This window comes from Bacillus amyloliquefaciens DSM 7 = ATCC 23350, assembly GCF_000196735.1.
Taxonomy (GTDB): domain Bacteria; phylum Bacillota; class Bacilli; order Bacillales; family Bacillaceae; genus Bacillus; species Bacillus amyloliquefaciens.
Genome location: NC_014551.1, coordinates 17,438 through 32,500, shown reverse-complemented (window position 1 = coordinate 32,500; position 15,063 = coordinate 17,438). Strand labels below are relative to the sequence as shown.

Below are 15,063 nucleotides of genomic sequence, written 5' to 3'. Positions count from 1 at the left end.
CTGGTAAGGTTCTTCGCGTTGCTTCGAATTAAACCACATGCTCCACCGCTTGTGCGGGCCCCCGTCAATTCCTTTGAGTTTCAGTCTTGCGACCGTACTCCCCAGGCGGAGTGCTTAATGCGTTAGCTGCAGCACTAAGGGGCGGAAACCCCCTAACACTTAGCACTCATCGTTTACGGCGTGGACTACCAGGGTATCTAATCCTGTTCGCTCCCCACGCTTTCGCTCCTCAGCGTCAGTTACAGACCAGAGAGTCGCCTTCGCCACTGGTGTTCCTCCACATCTCTACGCATTTCACCGCTACACGTGGAATTCCACTCTCCTCTTCTGCACTCAAGTTCCCCAGTTTCCAATGACCCTCCCCGGTTGAGCCGGGGGCTTTCACATCAGACTTAAGAAACCGCCTGCGAGCCCTTTACGCCCAATAATTCCGGACAACGCTTGCCACCTACGTATTACCGCGGCTGCTGGCACGTAGTTAGCCGTGGCTTTCTGGTTAGGTACCGTCAAGGTGCCGCCCTATTTGAACGGCACTTGTTCTTCCCTAACAACAGAGCTTTACGATCCGAAAACCTTCATCACTCACGCGGCGTTGCTCCGTCAGACTTTCGTCCATTGCGGAAGATTCCCTACTGCTGCCTCCCGTAGGAGTCTGGGCCGTGTCTCAGTCCCAGTGTGGCCGATCACCCTCTCAGGTCGGCTACGCATCGTCGCCTTGGTGAGCCGTTACCTCACCAACTAGCTAATGCGCCGCGGGTCCATCTGTAAGTGGTAGCCGAAGCCACCTTTTATGTCTGAACCATGCGGTTCAAACAAGCATCCGGTATTAGCCCCGGTTTCCCGGAGTTATCCCAGTCTTACAGGCAGGTTACCCACGTGTTACTCACCCGTCCGCCGCTAACATCAGGGAGCAAGCTCCCATCTGTCCGCTCGACTTGCATGTATTAGGCACGGCGCCAGCGTTCGTCCTGAGCCAGGATCAAACTCTCCGATAAAGTAGTTTGACTGACTACGCACATCGCTGTGCGATTTATTTAAAACTTTGAATTAACAGGTACGTTTTGTCTTGTTTAGTTTTCAAAGAACTTTGTTCACTTCTCTCGAAGCGACTTAATTATTATATCATATCGTTGTTATCATCGTCAATAACTTTTTTAAATTCTTTTTTCGAGAATCTGTTTCGTCATCAGCGACGTATATTAGAATATCACCCTTCATCCATCATGTCAACAATAATCGACAAATTAAATGATGAAGCGTTTAATGACGATTAAAGCAGCGATGCCGGGGATTCCTAAAATCCCGCTGACACCGGTTGTAACCAGATTAACAGGAATATGAATGCCGAGACTCCCGCCGAACAAATTCACACCCACCAGAAGAATCGCACCAGCAATAAACTTAATGGCAGTCAAACCAATCCATCTTACTGGCTTTGGAGATACTCCCCATAAAAAAAGCAAAGCAACCAGACCGACAATTAAACCGATAATGAAAAAAGGCTCCATGAATCTTCCCCCTCGCTTGTTTAGTACAAGCTTATGAGAAGATCCCGGAGAATAGACCTCTTACTTCCACCTGCTCATTTTTAAATTCCGCTGCTTCGCTTCTTTCAAATAAAAAAAATACTTAGATTCAGCGACTTTCAGCTCAAACAGCACCTCAGCCGAGGGCTCAAGACTTTTATCGACCAGACTCTTCTGTCTGTTCCATTCTTCCTTTTGTTTAAAGAGCTGTTCAATCAGCTTTTCGTCAAACTCTTTTCTTAATGTATTTCTGCGAAGAAAACCCATGCCTCGCCATTTCCTCCCTTACAATTCACGTCTTCCTTCAAGCGCTTTTGAAAGAGTGACCTCATCAGCATATTCCAAATCGCCGCCGACGGGCAGGCCGTGGGCAATACGGGAGAGCTTGATGCCTGAGGGCTTTAACAGCCTCGATATATACATCGCTGTTGCTTCCCCTTCAATATTAGGGTTGGTTGCGAGAATAACTTCTGTCACTTGGTCATCCTGAAGGCGCTTCAGCAGTTCCGGAATCTTAATATCCTCCGGGCCGATGCCGTCCATTGGAGAAATCGCGCCGTGAAGCACATGATACTGGCCGTTATATTCCTTCATTTTCTCCATTGCAATAACATCTTTAGGGTCCTGCACGACACAAATAACAGACTTATCTCTTCTTGTATCCTCGCATATATAACAAGGGTCCTGATCTGTAATATGTCCGCAAATCGAGCAATATGTCAGATTCCGCTTCGCATTGACAAGCGCCTTAGCAAAATCCAATACTGTGTCTTCTTTCATACCTAGAACAAAAAAAGCCAGACGAACCGCTGTTTTCGGTCCGATCCCTGGCAATTTCATAAAGCTGTCAATCAGCTTTGATATTGGTTCAGGATACTGCATGTTTATTTATCCCCCTAGAATAAACCCGGTATGTTCATTCCTTTTGTAAATTGTCCCATTGTCTCATTCGTCATGTCATCCACTTTTTTGAGGGCGTCGTTTGTCGCAGCAAGAACCAGGTCCTGAAGCATTTCGATGTCTTCCGGATCAACAACTTCTTCTTTAATCGCAACGTCTACAACTTCTTTTTGACCGTTAACCTTTACAGTCACCATTCCGCCGCCCGCTGTGCCTTCAAGCACTTTTTCAGCAAGCTCCTCCTGAGCCTTAGCCATATCCTTTTGCATTTTTTGCATCTGTTTCATCATTTTTTGCATGTTTCCCATTCCGCCACGCATATTCAATCACTCTCTTTCATCTCATTAGTCTTTTATTTCGATTAAATCCGCTCCGACAAGTTTTTTCGCCTCTGCAATAAGCGGATCTTCTTCAGCCGGTTCGTTTGATCCTTCACTTTCCTGCTGATGATCATTTAAAAATTCTTCTCTTATTTTACCCCATTGTGCTTCCGGAACGCCAATCAAATCCATTCTTTTCCCGAGCATTGATTCGAGAATCTGTTCAAGATTCGTACGGACTCCGTTATTGTCTTCGGCAACCATTTTACAATGGATTTCGTATTTAAATTTAAGCACAAATGCCTTCTGGGCAGCGGCCACCGGTTCACTGTCATTCAAAAGAGCCGCATGGGACACCTTATTCTGCTGTTTCAGGTGTGCCAGCAGCTTGCCCCAGCTGCTTTTAAGCTGTTCAAGGTCAGGTCTTGTGGCTTCCTTCAATATTTCATGGATTCGTCCGACCGGAGCTTTGTAATGGCTTTTTCCGCCTTTTTGAGGACGCGGGGCTTCTTTCGGAGCGCTTTCCGCCTGAACTTTCACACCGGAGGTTTTCAGCCTTTCCACTTCCTGCTCAAGCTGCTGGATCTTATTCATCAGCATGCCGACCTCAGGGATGTCTGCGCCGGACTGCTGCGCCGTCTGGCATATTTTCACGACAGCCACTTCAAAAAAGATTCTTGGGTGGTTCGTCCACTTCATTTCCTGATGGCTTTTATTCAGGATATCAATCATCTCATATAAAGCGGGGGCCGGTATTTCACCGCTCAGATCCCGGAACATTTCATCGACCTTCACCTTCTCCAGGACTCCTTCTAAATCGGGAGCAGCCTGGTACAAGAGCATATCCCTGAAATAAAAGATCATATCTTCAATCAGTTTGGCCGCATCTTTCCCCTGCTGGAGTAATTCATTCAGTGTTTCCAACGCCTCGGAAACCTGTTTGCGGTGAAGAGCGGATGCCAGTTTTCCAATATAGTGCTGGGAAACGGCCCCGGTAATGAGCAATGCGTCATCCACCGCCAGCTCATCGCCGCTGAATGATACGGCTTGATCGAGCAGGCTCAGCGCGTCCCTCATTCCCCCGTCCGCAGCACTCGCTATGATATCAAGGGCGCCTTCTTCCACCTTCAGCTGCTCTGCATCGACGATTATCTTCATTCGTCCGACAATTGCTTGGGATGTAATCCGTTTGAAGTCAAAACGCTGACATCTGGAGATAATGGTTAAAGGAATCTTATGAGGCTCAGTCGTAGCTAATATGAAAATGCAATGTGCCGGCGGTTCTTCCAGCGTTTTCAGAAGCGCGTTGAATGCGCCGATAGAGAGCATATGCACCTCATCTATAATATATACCTTGTAAGTGACGGCCGACGGGGCGAATTTTACTTTGTCACGGATGTCGCGGATTTCGTCTACGCCGTTATTCGACGCCGCATCTATTTCGATCACATCTGATATAGAGCCGTTTGTGATCCCCTTGCACGCCGCGCATTCATTGCACGGTTCTTCTACAGGGGCGTGCTCACAGTTGACTGCTTTCGCAAATATTTTAGCTGCACTGGTTTTTCCCGTTCCTCGTGGTCCAGAAAACAGATATGCATGAGAAAATTTCTTTTGCAAAAGGGCATTTTGCAGCGTTTTCGTAATGTGTTCCTGTCCGACCACATCTTCAAACTGCTGAGGCCTAAATACTCGATATAAAGCTTGGTAACCCACAGGATGCGCCCTCCTCTGTTATTCATCATGTTTATTATACATGAACGGGCTTTTAACGCCAAAACCCGTTTTTCATATACGAAAAAACTCACCTGCCATAAACAGGTGAGTCTGAAATTTGATGATTGATTTACCGTGCACCTTCTGTCGATTCGCTACCCTAAGCGTTACTTAAGCAGTTAGCTCAGCCCAGGCAACCCTGCGGCACATGAGAGGTTTCACTTAATGCTGCTTCCTTCCGGACCTGACATGGTTCATGAATTCCCATTGCGCAGGACCCAGACGTCAACGCCACTTACTTAAGGCAGGCCTTACAGTAAACGAACCTCGAGAAGGGATTCGGCCCCGCTAGAGCGGATTGCGGGTACAGGGCACCGCTACCTCCCCGCTTAGCACGGCAAAATAAATATCAAATTTTTATATGCGCACCATTTATGATGCACACATAAGTATATCTGCTTCAGGCAGAAAATGCAACCGTACTAATCAGACAACTTTTTCCTCTTATCTTTCTTTTGCCGGCGCAGCTTTCTGAAAAAAGCGCTGAGCATTTCTCCGCACTCTTCTTCGAGCACTCCGCTCACCACTTCCGCTTGGTGGTTGAACCGTTCCTCCTGCAAAAGGTTCATCAGCGTTCCTGTACAGCCTCCCTTGGGATCAAATGCGCCGAACACGACCTTATCGACTCTGGAAAGCACGACGGCTCCCGCACACATCGGGCACGGCTCTAAAGTGACATAAAGAACGGCGTCCTCAAGTCTCCATGTTCCCAGCTTGCGGCACGCTTCGTCTATCGCCAGCATTTCCGCGTGGGCAAGTGAGCGCTGTTCCGTCTCCCGCAGATTATGCGCCCGCGCCACGATCTCATCGTGCAGAACAAGGACGGCTCCGATCGGCACTTCCCCTTTCGCTTCTGCTTTCTTCGCTTCTTTTATGGCTTCTCTCATATAATATTCATCATTCATCGGTTCAAGCTCTCTTCTTAAGTTTTTTCATGTCTCATAAAGGTTAAAATAAGAATACCTCAGCAGAAAGGAGTTGCCGGTATTGACTGAACCTAACAACACAGCCCTTCTGATTGTCGATATGATCAATAATTTTCAATTTGATATGGGCGAACGTCTTGCTGAAAAAACCAAACAAATTGTCCCCCGTATTTTATCATTAAAGAAGCATGCAAAACAAAACAACTGGCCGATTATTTATATTAATGATCATTACGGGCTTTGGAAGGCTGATATTGATGCCATCAGGGAGGAATGCAGCAATGACATAAGCGCCGACATTATAGAAGATATTTCACCTCAGCCGGATGATTATTTTCTGATTAAACCGAAGCATTCCGCATTTTACGAAACGGCGCTTCACACCCTTCTGACCGAATTAAAAGTGAATCAATTAATGATCACGGGGATTGCCGGTAATATTTGCGTGCTGTTCACGGCTAACGACGCTTATATGCGGGAATACAGCATTGCCATCCCGAAAGACTGCACCGCTTCCAATAACGACGAAGACAATGATTTCGCTTTGACCATGATGGAAAATGTACTCTTCGCGGAAATAACCACCGAAAAACAAATTACCTCCGAAAAATAAACATGATCAGCCTCCTTTTTTCATACATTTGATAGCGGATATGAAAGGAGGCGTTTTTCATTCAGATTTATGTAGTGAAACGGGGCGACACACTTTCTGCTATTGCGGCGCGCTACCGGATTGCCGCAAATGTCATTGCGGAAGCAAATAAACTGCCTAATCCCAATACATTGGTTGTCGGACAAACCCTTGTCATTCCGATCGAGGGACAATATTACGAGGTGAGACAAGGCGATACTCTTGCGGCAATCGCCGGCCGTTTTCATATATCGGCCGCGGAGCTTGCGAGGGTGAACGGAATTCAGCTCAGCTCCACAGTGCAAGTCGGGACCCGCCTGTATATTCCGGAGCAGACGAATAAGCCCGATATCGAATCAAATGCATATATAGAACCGCGGGGAACGAGCGTAAGCGCTAATCTGCAGCAGGCAGCAAGAGAGGCCTCACCTTATTTAACATACCTCGGCGCATTCAGTTTTCAGGTGCAGCGGAACGGGACTTTAAAAGAACCGCCCCTGACCAATTTAAAAAGTATCGCCGACAGGCACAACACCACATTGATGATGATCATCACCAACCTTGAAAATGACGCATTCAGCGATGAACTCGGGCGGCTCATCTTAAATGATAATACGGTGAAAACAAAGCTCTTTCAGGAAATCGTCTCCACGGCCAAAAAGCACGGCTTCCGCGATATTCATTTTGATTTCGAATATTTGCGTCCTCAGGACAGAGAAGCCTACAATCGTTTTTTACGTGAAGCGAGAACGATTTTTCATCGGGAAGGCTGGAAGATTTCAACGGCGCTTGCTCCGAAAACGAGTGCGACCCAGGCCGGCAAATGGTATGAAGCACATGACTATAGGGCACATGGAGAAATCGTCGATTTTGTCGTGATCATGACATATGAGTGGGGGTACAGCGGAGGCCCGGCTCAGGCCGTATCACCAATCGGCCCTGTAAGGAATGTCATTGAGTACGCGCTGACAGAAATGCCTTCTTCCAAAATCGTCATGGGACAGAACATGTACGGCTACGATTGGACACTGCCTTTTAAACAGGGAACGACAGCGAAAGCCGTCAGTCCTCAGCAGGCGATCGCTCTGGCCGCACGCTATAAAGTCGACATTCAATATAACGAAACCGCCCAGGCTCCCTTCTTTCGATACACGGCTGAAAATCAGAAACAGCATGAAGTATGGTTTGAAGACGCCCGCTCCATTCAGGCGAAATTTAATTTAATTAAAGAACTTCATTTAAGAGGAATCAGCTATTGGAAACTCGGCCTCTCCTTCCCGCAAAACTGGCTTTTGCTCGGAGATCAATTCCATATTGTGAAAGAGACGTTTCGTTAATTGGAAGCGTCTTTTTTTCATGGGCGTTTCTGAGAGTGTGATACAATATAAAGGCCGGCAGCTGACGGATGTTTGCAGAATTAAGGAGGATTTTCAATGAACAGAGCCCCTTTTATCGCGGTAGAAGGTCCTATCGGGGCAGGAAAAACGACACTCGCTTCTATGCTTTCTGAAGAGCTCGGTTTTCCTATGATTAATGAGATTGTGGAAGACAACCCGTATCTCGATAAGTTCTATGATAATATCGAGGAGTGGAGTTTTCAGCTTGAAATGTTTTTTCTCTGTCACAGGTATAAACAGCTTGAAGACACTGATCGGGATTATTTAAAACAAGGACAGCCCGTTTTGTCCGATTATCATATTTATAAAAATGTTATTTTCGCAGAACGCACATTGCACGGACAAAAGCTTGAGAAATATAAGCAGATTTATCATCTGCTCACTCACGACTTGCCGAAGCCGAATGTCATTGTATACATAAAGGCAAGCCTGCCGACATTGCTTCAACGCATCGAAAAACGCGGGCGCCCGTTTGAGAAAAATATCGAACATCAATATCTGGAACGTCTCATTGCAGATTACGATACCGCCATCAGACAGCTTCAGGAAGAAGATCCGGATATATCTGTACTGACTATTGATGGTGATACTGAAGACTTTGTTTTGAATAAGACAGACTATGAAAGAATTGCCCGTCAGGTAAAGGAGCTTATTAAATGAAAGATATTCACATTCCAAACAACGCCATTATAACAGTAGCGGGAACGGTAGGAGTCGGAAAATCGACTTTAACCAAAGCTTTAGCAAAACGCCTCGGGTTTAATACCTCACTTGAAGAAGTGGATGAAAACCCTTATTTAGAGAAGTTTTATCATGACTTTGAACGCTGGAGCTTTCATTTGCAAATTTATTTTCTGGCCGAGCGGTTCAAGGAGCAGAAAAACATGTTTGAATCAGGCGGAGGATTCGTGCAGGACCGTTCGATTTATGAAGATACAGGCATATTCGCAAAAATGCATGCCGATAAAGGAACCATGTCGCTGACAGATTACAAAACATACACAAGCCTTTTTGAGGCCATGGTCATGACGCCATACTTCCCGCATCCTGATGTTTTGATCTATTTAGAAGGCGATCTTGAAAACATTATAGAGCGGATTGAAAAGCGGGGCCGTGAGATGGAGCTGCAGACCAACCGTGCCTATTGGGAAGAGATGTATACGCGGTACGAGGACTGGATCAGCGGTTTTAACGCCTGCCCTGTGCTGAAAGTACGCATTGAAGATTATGATCTTGAAGCTGATGAACAGTCACTGGAACCTTTGATCGAAAAAATCAGTCACGTGATCAATGAAAACAGAAAGAAATAAAAATAATAAAGCGATTTTCCCCAAAAGAGAAAATCGCTTTTTTGCATATAAAAAATCCGCTGCATCAAATGCAGCGGACAAAACAATCTCCAATATATGCTCGAGTTTCATTAGGTTTAAAATCAATATGGCGGAGGAAGAGGGATTCGAACCCCCGCGGGCTTTGACACCCCTGTCGGTTTTCAAGACCGATCCCTTCAGCCGGACTTGGGTATTCCTCCGTATCGACATTTAATAATATACCACATGACCTAAATTTCAGTCAAGCGCTTTTTCATATTTTTTTATTTCTTTTCTTAAACGGCTTTTCCGTCAGCTTTACTATCATACAAAAGTCTTGTCTCCAAATCAACCTCAGTATGTCATACGGGCAGGAAAAACAGTGAAAACCAAGAATAGATTGAAATAGATAAACCTGCTCATAAAGGTGGAGAACACAATGAAAGTCATAATTGCACCGGATTCTTTTAAAGAAAGCATGACATCAAAAGAAGCCGCCGACAGCATCGAGAAAGGATTCAAAGCGGTCTTCCCTGACGCGGAATATATCAAGATACCCGTGGCTGACGGCGGAGAAGGAACCGTTCAGGCTTTAACGGATGCCACCGGCGGAAGCATTATCAAAAAAACTGTGACCGGCCCGCTGGGAACACCGGTAATTGCCGCATACGGACTTCTGGGAGACGGGCGCACGGCAGTCATTGAAATGGCGGAAGCTTCGGGACTCCATCTCGTTCCCCGTCATCTCAGAGATCCGTTGAACACGACCACAAGAGGAACGGGTGAACTGATAGCAGATGCAGCTTCCCGCGGGGCGAGTGAGATCATAATCGGTCTTGGGGGAAGCGCCACCAATGACGCCGGGACAGGAATGGCGAGTGCGCTCGGTGTGCGTTTCTTAAATGAGGAAGGTCAGGAGATACCTGACGGCGGAGGCTCTTTGCACACCCTGGCTTCTATTGATATAAGCGGTCTCTCCCCTGACCTGAAGCACATTCGTATTCGTGCCGCCTGCGATGTCGAAAATCCCCTGACCGGCGAAAATGGGGCGTCATATGTCTTTGGCCCGCAAAAAGGGGCGTCCGAGGAGACAAAAATGGTATTGGATAGCAATTTGCGCCATTTCGCTGATGTATTGAGACGGCAACACGATATTGAAGCGGATTCTGTAAAAGGTGCGGGTGCCGCAGGAGGTTTAGGGGCAGGACTGATTGCCTTCTTACAAGCAGAACTTCAAAGAGGTATCGACGTTGTATTAGATACACTGTCCTTTTCAGATCAGATAAAAGGCGCTGACCTTGTAATCACCGGAGAGGGACAGATTGACGGACAAACGATATTCGGCAAAACCCCCGCGGGAATCGCCGCACGCGCATCCGCTCAAGAAATTCCCGTTATCGCATTGGCGGGTTCCTTAGGCAAAGACTTTGAACATGTATACAACAGAGGAATCACCGCTGTGTTTTCTATCGTGCCTGGCGCTGTAAGTCTTGAAGATGCTTTAGAATCAGGCCGTTTTAACCTTGAAAGCACAGCCCGGAATGTCGCCGCTTTATACCAAACAGCAAAAAAGGCGCGCCTCTAGGGCGCACCTTTTACGGTTTGATGACTTCTTTATTTCCCATATAAGGACGAAGCACTTCCGGAATGACGACACTTCCGTCTTCCTGCTGGTAGTTTTCCAAGATGGCAGCTACTGTTCTGCCGACTGCCAGACCTGAACCGTTTAACGTATGCACATGCTCAGGCTTGCCTTTCGCTTCGCGTCTGAATCGAATGTTTGCTCGTCTTGCCTGGAACGCTTCAAAGTTGCTGCAAGAAGAAATTTCACGGTATGTGTCTTGGCTTGGAATCCATACCTCAATATCGTACTTTTTCGCAGCTGTAAAGCCCAGATCACCGGTACACATGCTCATGACACGATACGGAAGTTCGAGCAGCTGAAGCACCCGCTCAGCTTGATTTGTCAATTTCTCAAGCTCCTCATAAGAATCTTCCGGCTTCACGAATTTCACAAGCTCAACCTTGTTGAATTGATGCTGGCGGATCAAACCGCGTGTATCACGGCCGGCAGATCCCGCTTCTGAACGGAAGCAAGCGCTGAACGCCGCATAATTGATCGGCAATGCATCATCGGATAAGATTTCATCGCGATGCATATTTGTAATCGGCACTTCCGCCGTCGGAATTAAGAAATAATCCTCTTCCCTGATTTTAAAAGCATCCTCTTCAAATTTAGGAAGCTGCCCCGTACCTGTCATGCTCGTACGGTTTACCATATAAGGAGGAATGACTTCCGTGTAATGATATTCGTCAACGTGAAGATCGAGCATAAAGTTGTAGAGTGCGCGTTCGAGACGGGCCCCTAATCCTTTATAAAACACAAACCGGCTTCCCGTTACTTTTGAAGCGCGTTCAAAATCAAGAATGTTCAGGTGGTCAGCGATATCCCAATGCGGTTTCGGCTCATAAGAAAATGCCGGTGCCTCTCCCCACTTGCGAATTTCAATGTTATCATCTTCTGTTTCCCCGACAGGCACTGAATCGTGCGGGATGTTCGGAATAGACAGAAGGATGGTTTCGAGTGTCGTTTCAACCGTGCGAAGCTCTTCATCAAGCTTCTTAATTTCTTCGCCTACTTCACGCATCTCTTTAATAATATGATCAGCGTCTTTTTTCTCCCGCTTCAAAACGGCGACCTGCTGAGAAACTTCATTGCGTTTTCCCTTCAGCTCTTCTACTTTCCCGATAAGCTCTCTTCTTTTTTCATCAAGCTCTTCAAACTTATCAAAGTCAGATAAGTCTTCGCCTTTTGGAATGAGCTTCGCTTTTACTTCTTGAAAATTGGCTCTCAGCACCTTCGTGTCAATCATGCCTAACAACTCCTATCTGTTTTTATCGAAAATAAAAAAGAGCCCTCATCCCCTAAAAGGGACGAGAGCTCTCGCGTTGCCACCCTGATTGAAAACAAGCTCACACTTGCTTCCCGCTTTAACCCATAACGGTTTTCCCGTAAATGCCTACTTGTTTTCAGCATTTCGCTCAAGGACGGATTCGGAGAGCATCTTTCACCGATTCGCACCACCCATCGGCTCTCTTTGAAAGAGGGGCTTCCTACTGCTTCCTGTCAACGCTTTTCGATCTTTATTTGTGTTTATAATGTACTATAAGTATCAGCGGTTTTCAACTGTTTTATACAGCTGTTTCCTGCTTATGCTTTTCCGCCATTTTCACAAACAGCTCTGTCACTCGGTGATCATCCGTCAATTCAGGATGGAACGAGCAGCCGAGGAAATGGCCTTGTTTTGCAGCCACGATGCGTCCGTTATGTTCACAAAGCACTTCAACATCTTCTCCGGCTTCTAAAATATGCGGCGCGCGAATAAATACACCAGTAAACGGCTCATCAAGGCCTTTAATCGTTAGATCAGCCTCAAAGCTGTCGACCTGACGGCCAAAAGAATTACGCTCGACAACAACGTTTAACAGCCCTAAATGAGCATTATCCGTTCCCGCAATCTCTTTGGCTAAGATAATCAGACCGGCGCATGTGCCGAACATCGGTTTTCCCTGGGCGGCAAACTCGCGAAGCGGCTCCATAAAATGATACGTATCCATTAAACGCCGCATAGTCGTGCTTTCCCCGCCCGGCAGGATTAAGCCGTCGATGTCATTCAGCTGTTCAGGACGCTTAATCACGACACCTTTTGAACCACATGCTTCAATTGAACGAATATGTTCTCTTACTGCTCCTTGAAGTCCAAGTACACCAATTGTTAACATGCTTCCAGCTCTCCTATGGTTTTACCAGCCGCGTTCTTGCATACGCTGTTCCGGCAATAGATTTGAGATTTCGATTCCTTTCATTGCTGTGCCCAATTCTTTAGAAAGCTCAGCAATCAGTTTGTAATCTGTGTAGTGAGTCGTTGCTTCAACAATTGCTTTAGCGAATTTAGCAGGATTGTCCGATTTGAAAATACCTGAACCGACAAATACGCCATCAGCGCCAAGCTGCATCATCAATGCCGCATCAGCAGGCGTCGCCACTCCGCCGGCAGCAAAGTTGACAACAGGCAATTTGCCGTCACGCTTAATTTGAAGAAGCAGTTCATAAGGAGCACCGAGGTTTTTAGCTTCAGTCATCAGCTCATCATTGCTCATCGCCACAACTTTGCGCACTTGCGCGTTTACTTTTCTCATATGGCGGACAGCTTCCACAATGTTTCCTGTTCCCGGTTCGCCTTTTGTACGAAGCATGGACGCTCCTTCAGCGATACGGCGCGTTGCTTCGCCAAGATCACGGCATCCACATACGAACGGAACAGTATATTCATTTTTATTTAAATGAAATTCTTCGTCAGCAGGAGTCAGGACTTCACTTTCATCGATATAATCTACTCCCATTGCTTCAAGGACACGCGCTTCAACGATATGTCCGATACGCGCTTTTGCCATTACGGGAATGGATACAGCATTCATTACTTCTTCAACGATCGTCGGGTCAGCCATGCGGGCAACACCGCCGGCAGCGCGAATATCAGCCGGAACACGTTCTAACGCCATTACGGCAACAGCTCCCGCCTCTTCGGCAATCTTCGCTTGTTCAGCATTTACAACGTCCATGATGACGCCGCCTTTTTGCATTTCCGCCATTCCGCGTTTTACACGGTCAGTACCTGTTTGAGCCATTATTTGGTCCCCCTAGTCAATGTATGATTAGATAATTTCTATCTCTTATTGTATCCCAGAAATACAATATTTCATATGGATATTCTCATTTTACAGCGAGATGAAAGAGATAGATATCATTTTTTTACTAACAATTTGGTTTTTTCAGTATATTAAGCAAAAGAGCCCTAACTTTCATCAGAGCTCTTTCTTATTTCTTAAAACCAGCCTGTTACCGTATCAACGGCACTGTTCCAGATTCCGGAGAAGAAGCCTCCGATGCCGCGCATCATCTGAACAAACCAGTTTGCTTTATCTACATCATTTTTCGTTACAAGATTCACGCTGAACTCTTTGGATTTGAGGAAGCCGTAGTCTTTGTCACTGCCTTTGTATGTAACTGTCAGCGTTCCGACTTTCGTCCCTTTTTTCACAGGAGCCGTGATTTCTTTTTTATCTAAAGTCACTTCAGCTTTATAGTTCTTTTCATCCCCGCTTTTCACAGGAATAGAAAGTGCCTTATCAGTAACAATATCGACTTGCTTGTCTTTCCCTTTGTCAACGTCAATCGTTTTGTGCCCTTTTACTTGAGAGCCTTCAGGGTAAAGATCTTTCATTGAGAAATTGCTGTTAAATGCGTAATCGAGCATTTTTTTGGTTTCATCAAAACGTCCGGTATGCAGGTTGCCTTTTGCGTTTAATACAACGGTGATGACCCGCATTCCGTTCCGCTGTGCGGTGCTTGTAAAACAAGATCCCGCAGAATCAGTAGAACCTGTTTTTAAGCCGTCAACGCCGGGATATTCAGAAACAAGGCCTTTTAACATGAAGTTCCAGTTCGGCATGTCCATTTCATCATCTGTGCCCGCTCTGAATTTCGTCTTAGCAATGCTTGTTGTTTTCAGAACTTCCGGATAATCAGTGATCAGGCGGTCTGCAAGAAGCGCCATGTCTTTAGCAGAAACTTCACTCTCTTCTTTAACGCCTTCCCCTTGCGGCTGTTTGCCGTGAAGGTCTTCATTCACAAGACCGGTGGAATTTTTAAAGTCATAGTTTGTCATGCCTAGTTCTTTGGCTTTCGCATTCATTTTGGCGACAAATTTTGTTTCAGTTCCGGCAAGAATTTCGGCAACAGCGATCGCGGCTCCGTTAGCAGAGTAAATCGCCATAGCTTGGTACAGTTCTTTGACTGTGTATTTGCCGTCTTTCCGGAGAGGGACGTTTGATAAACTGTTGTCTTGAGAGATTTCATAGACATAATCATCAGGAGTATACGTTTGGTCCCATTTCACTTTTCCTTCTTTAATGGCTTCCAGAAGCAGATATTCAGTCATCATTTTTGTCATGCTGGCAATCGGCAATCTTTTGTCTGCATTTTTACTGTATAAAATTTTCCCCGATGAAGCCTCAATCATTATCGCAGCTGATGCATTGACATCAATCGGGTCATTGCCGGCTGCTTCCGCTTTAGACATCGGAACAAAGCAAGTTGCGGTCAGTGCCAGTACCACTAATGACACCAACATCTGTTTCCATTTCGTGATGTTCAATCTTACGACCTCCGTCATTCATTTTAAATCTATAATTAAGCCGTTAAGGACATATTCAA

At 46.1% G+C, this 15,063-nt stretch carries 15 protein-coding genes, 1 tRNA gene, 1 rRNA gene, 1 other RNA gene and 1 other annotated feature (1 of these 19 running past the window's edge); of the genes, 5 read left to right on the top strand and 13 right to left on the bottom strand.

All coding sequences use genetic code 11. The features are described from left to right. The 8 genes from BAMF_RS20375 to tadA all read right to left on the bottom strand — a co-directional run. A 16S ribosomal RNA gene (locus BAMF_RS20375) occupies nt 1-995 on the bottom strand; it reaches 555 nt to the left of the window's first position. Between the two features lie 249 nt (nt 996-1,244). Beyond that, the gene (locus BAMF_RS20370; RefSeq protein WP_013350740.1) at nt 1,245-1,508 is read right to left on the bottom strand and encodes a pro-sigmaK processing inhibitor BofA family protein; all 264 of its coding nucleotides are present in this window, start codon (nt 1,506-1,508) and stop codon (nt 1,245-1,247) included. Nucleotides 1,509-1,568: 60 nt separating this feature from the next. Then, a complete protein-coding gene (locus BAMF_RS20365; protein WP_013350739.1) occupies nt 1,569-1,793 on the bottom strand; it encodes a YaaL family protein in 225 nt (74 codons plus the stop codon). 18 nt (nt 1,794-1,811) lie between these two features. Then, entirely contained in the window at nt 1,812-2,408 is a 597-nt protein-coding gene (gene recR, locus BAMF_RS20360) for a recombination protein RecR (protein ID WP_003150697.1), read from the bottom strand. 14 nt (nt 2,409-2,422) lie between these two features. Beyond that, nucleotides 2,423-2,746 carry a YbaB/EbfC family nucleoid-associated protein gene (locus tag BAMF_RS20355; RefSeq protein ID WP_003150700.1) on the bottom strand — a complete coding sequence of 108 codons (324 nt, stop codon included), beginning with the start codon at nt 2,744-2,746 and terminating at the stop codon, nt 2,423-2,425. 24 nt (nt 2,747-2,770) lie between these two features. Beyond that, nucleotides 2,771-4,462: a DNA polymerase III subunit gamma/tau gene (dnaX, locus tag BAMF_RS20350; RefSeq protein ID WP_013350738.1), complete on the bottom strand. Its 1,692-nt coding sequence runs from the start codon at nt 4,460-4,462 to the stop codon at nt 2,771-2,773. A 133-nt stretch (nt 4,463-4,595) separates the two neighbouring features. Further along, nucleotides 4,596-4,860: signal recognition particle sRNA large type (gene ffs, locus BAMF_RS40485), an RNA gene on the bottom strand. Between the two features lie 84 nt (nt 4,861-4,944). Next, nucleotides 4,945-5,427 carry a tRNA adenosine(34) deaminase TadA gene (tadA, locus tag BAMF_RS20345; protein ID WP_013350737.1) on the bottom strand — a complete coding sequence of 161 codons (483 nt, stop codon included), beginning with the start codon at nt 5,425-5,427 and terminating at the stop codon, nt 4,945-4,947. Between the two features lie 82 nt (nt 5,428-5,509). On the opposite strand from tadA, the gene BAMF_RS20340 reads away from it, so the two are divergent. The 4 genes from BAMF_RS20340 to dck all read left to right on the top strand — a co-directional run bounded on the left by BAMF_RS20340 (nt 5,510) and on the right by dck (nt 8,786). Next, a complete protein-coding gene (locus tag BAMF_RS20340; RefSeq protein WP_013350736.1) occupies nt 5,510-6,061 on the top strand; it encodes a cysteine hydrolase family protein in 552 nt (183 codons plus the stop codon). A 65-nt stretch (nt 6,062-6,126) separates the two neighbouring features. Beyond that, nucleotides 6,127-7,416, top strand: a complete 1,290-nt coding sequence (locus BAMF_RS20335; protein ID WP_172800824.1) for a glycoside hydrolase family 18 protein — start codon at nt 6,127-6,129, stop codon at nt 7,414-7,416. 96 nt (nt 7,417-7,512) lie between these two features. Further along, nucleotides 7,513-8,136 (top strand): deoxynucleoside kinase, encoded by a 624-nt coding sequence (locus BAMF_RS20330; RefSeq protein WP_013350734.1) that lies wholly within the window; start codon nt 7,513-7,515, stop codon nt 8,134-8,136. Further along, nucleotides 8,133-8,786: a deoxyadenosine/deoxycytidine kinase gene (dck, locus tag BAMF_RS20325; RefSeq protein WP_013350733.1), complete on the top strand. Its 654-nt coding sequence runs from the start codon at nt 8,133-8,135 to the stop codon at nt 8,784-8,786. Before BAMF_RS20330 ends, dck begins: the two co-directional genes overlap by 4 nt. Before the next feature lie 128 nt (nt 8,787-8,914). Here the strand turns inward: dck and BAMF_RS20320 are convergent. Next, nucleotides 8,915-9,007 (bottom strand) — tRNA-Ser (locus BAMF_RS20320). A gap of 218 nt (nt 9,008-9,225) precedes the next feature. On the opposite strand from BAMF_RS20320, the gene BAMF_RS20315 reads away from it, so the two are divergent. Next, nucleotides 9,226-10,371 carry a glycerate kinase gene (locus tag BAMF_RS20315; RefSeq protein WP_013350732.1) on the top strand — a complete coding sequence of 382 codons (1,146 nt, stop codon included), beginning with the start codon at nt 9,226-9,228 and terminating at the stop codon, nt 10,369-10,371. A 10-nt stretch (nt 10,372-10,381) separates the two neighbouring features. Here BAMF_RS20315 and serS read toward each other — a convergent pair whose 3' ends face one another. From serS to dacA, 4 genes are all read right to left on the bottom strand, one after another. Next, nucleotides 10,382-11,659 carry a serine--tRNA ligase gene (gene serS, locus BAMF_RS20310; protein ID WP_013350731.1) on the bottom strand — a complete coding sequence of 426 codons (1,278 nt, stop codon included), beginning with the start codon at nt 11,657-11,659 and terminating at the stop codon, nt 10,382-10,384. 54 nt (nt 11,660-11,713) lie between these two features. After that, nucleotides 11,714-11,926 (bottom strand) — a binding site (T-box leader). A gap of 52 nt (nt 11,927-11,978) precedes the next feature. After that, entirely contained in the window at nt 11,979-12,569 is a 591-nt protein-coding gene (gene pdxT / locus BAMF_RS20305; protein ID WP_013350730.1) for a pyridoxal 5'-phosphate synthase glutaminase subunit PdxT, read from the bottom strand. Nucleotides 12,570-12,590: 21 nt separating this feature from the next. After that, entirely contained in the window at nt 12,591-13,475 is an 885-nt protein-coding gene (gene pdxS, locus BAMF_RS20300; RefSeq protein ID WP_013350729.1) for a pyridoxal 5'-phosphate synthase lyase subunit PdxS, read from the bottom strand. 197 nt (nt 13,476-13,672) lie between these two features. Continuing rightward, a complete protein-coding gene (gene dacA, locus BAMF_RS20295; protein WP_013350728.1) occupies nt 13,673-15,004 on the bottom strand; it encodes a D-alanyl-D-alanine carboxypeptidase in 1,332 nt (443 codons plus the stop codon). Nucleotides 15,005-15,063: the final 59 nt, after the last annotated feature.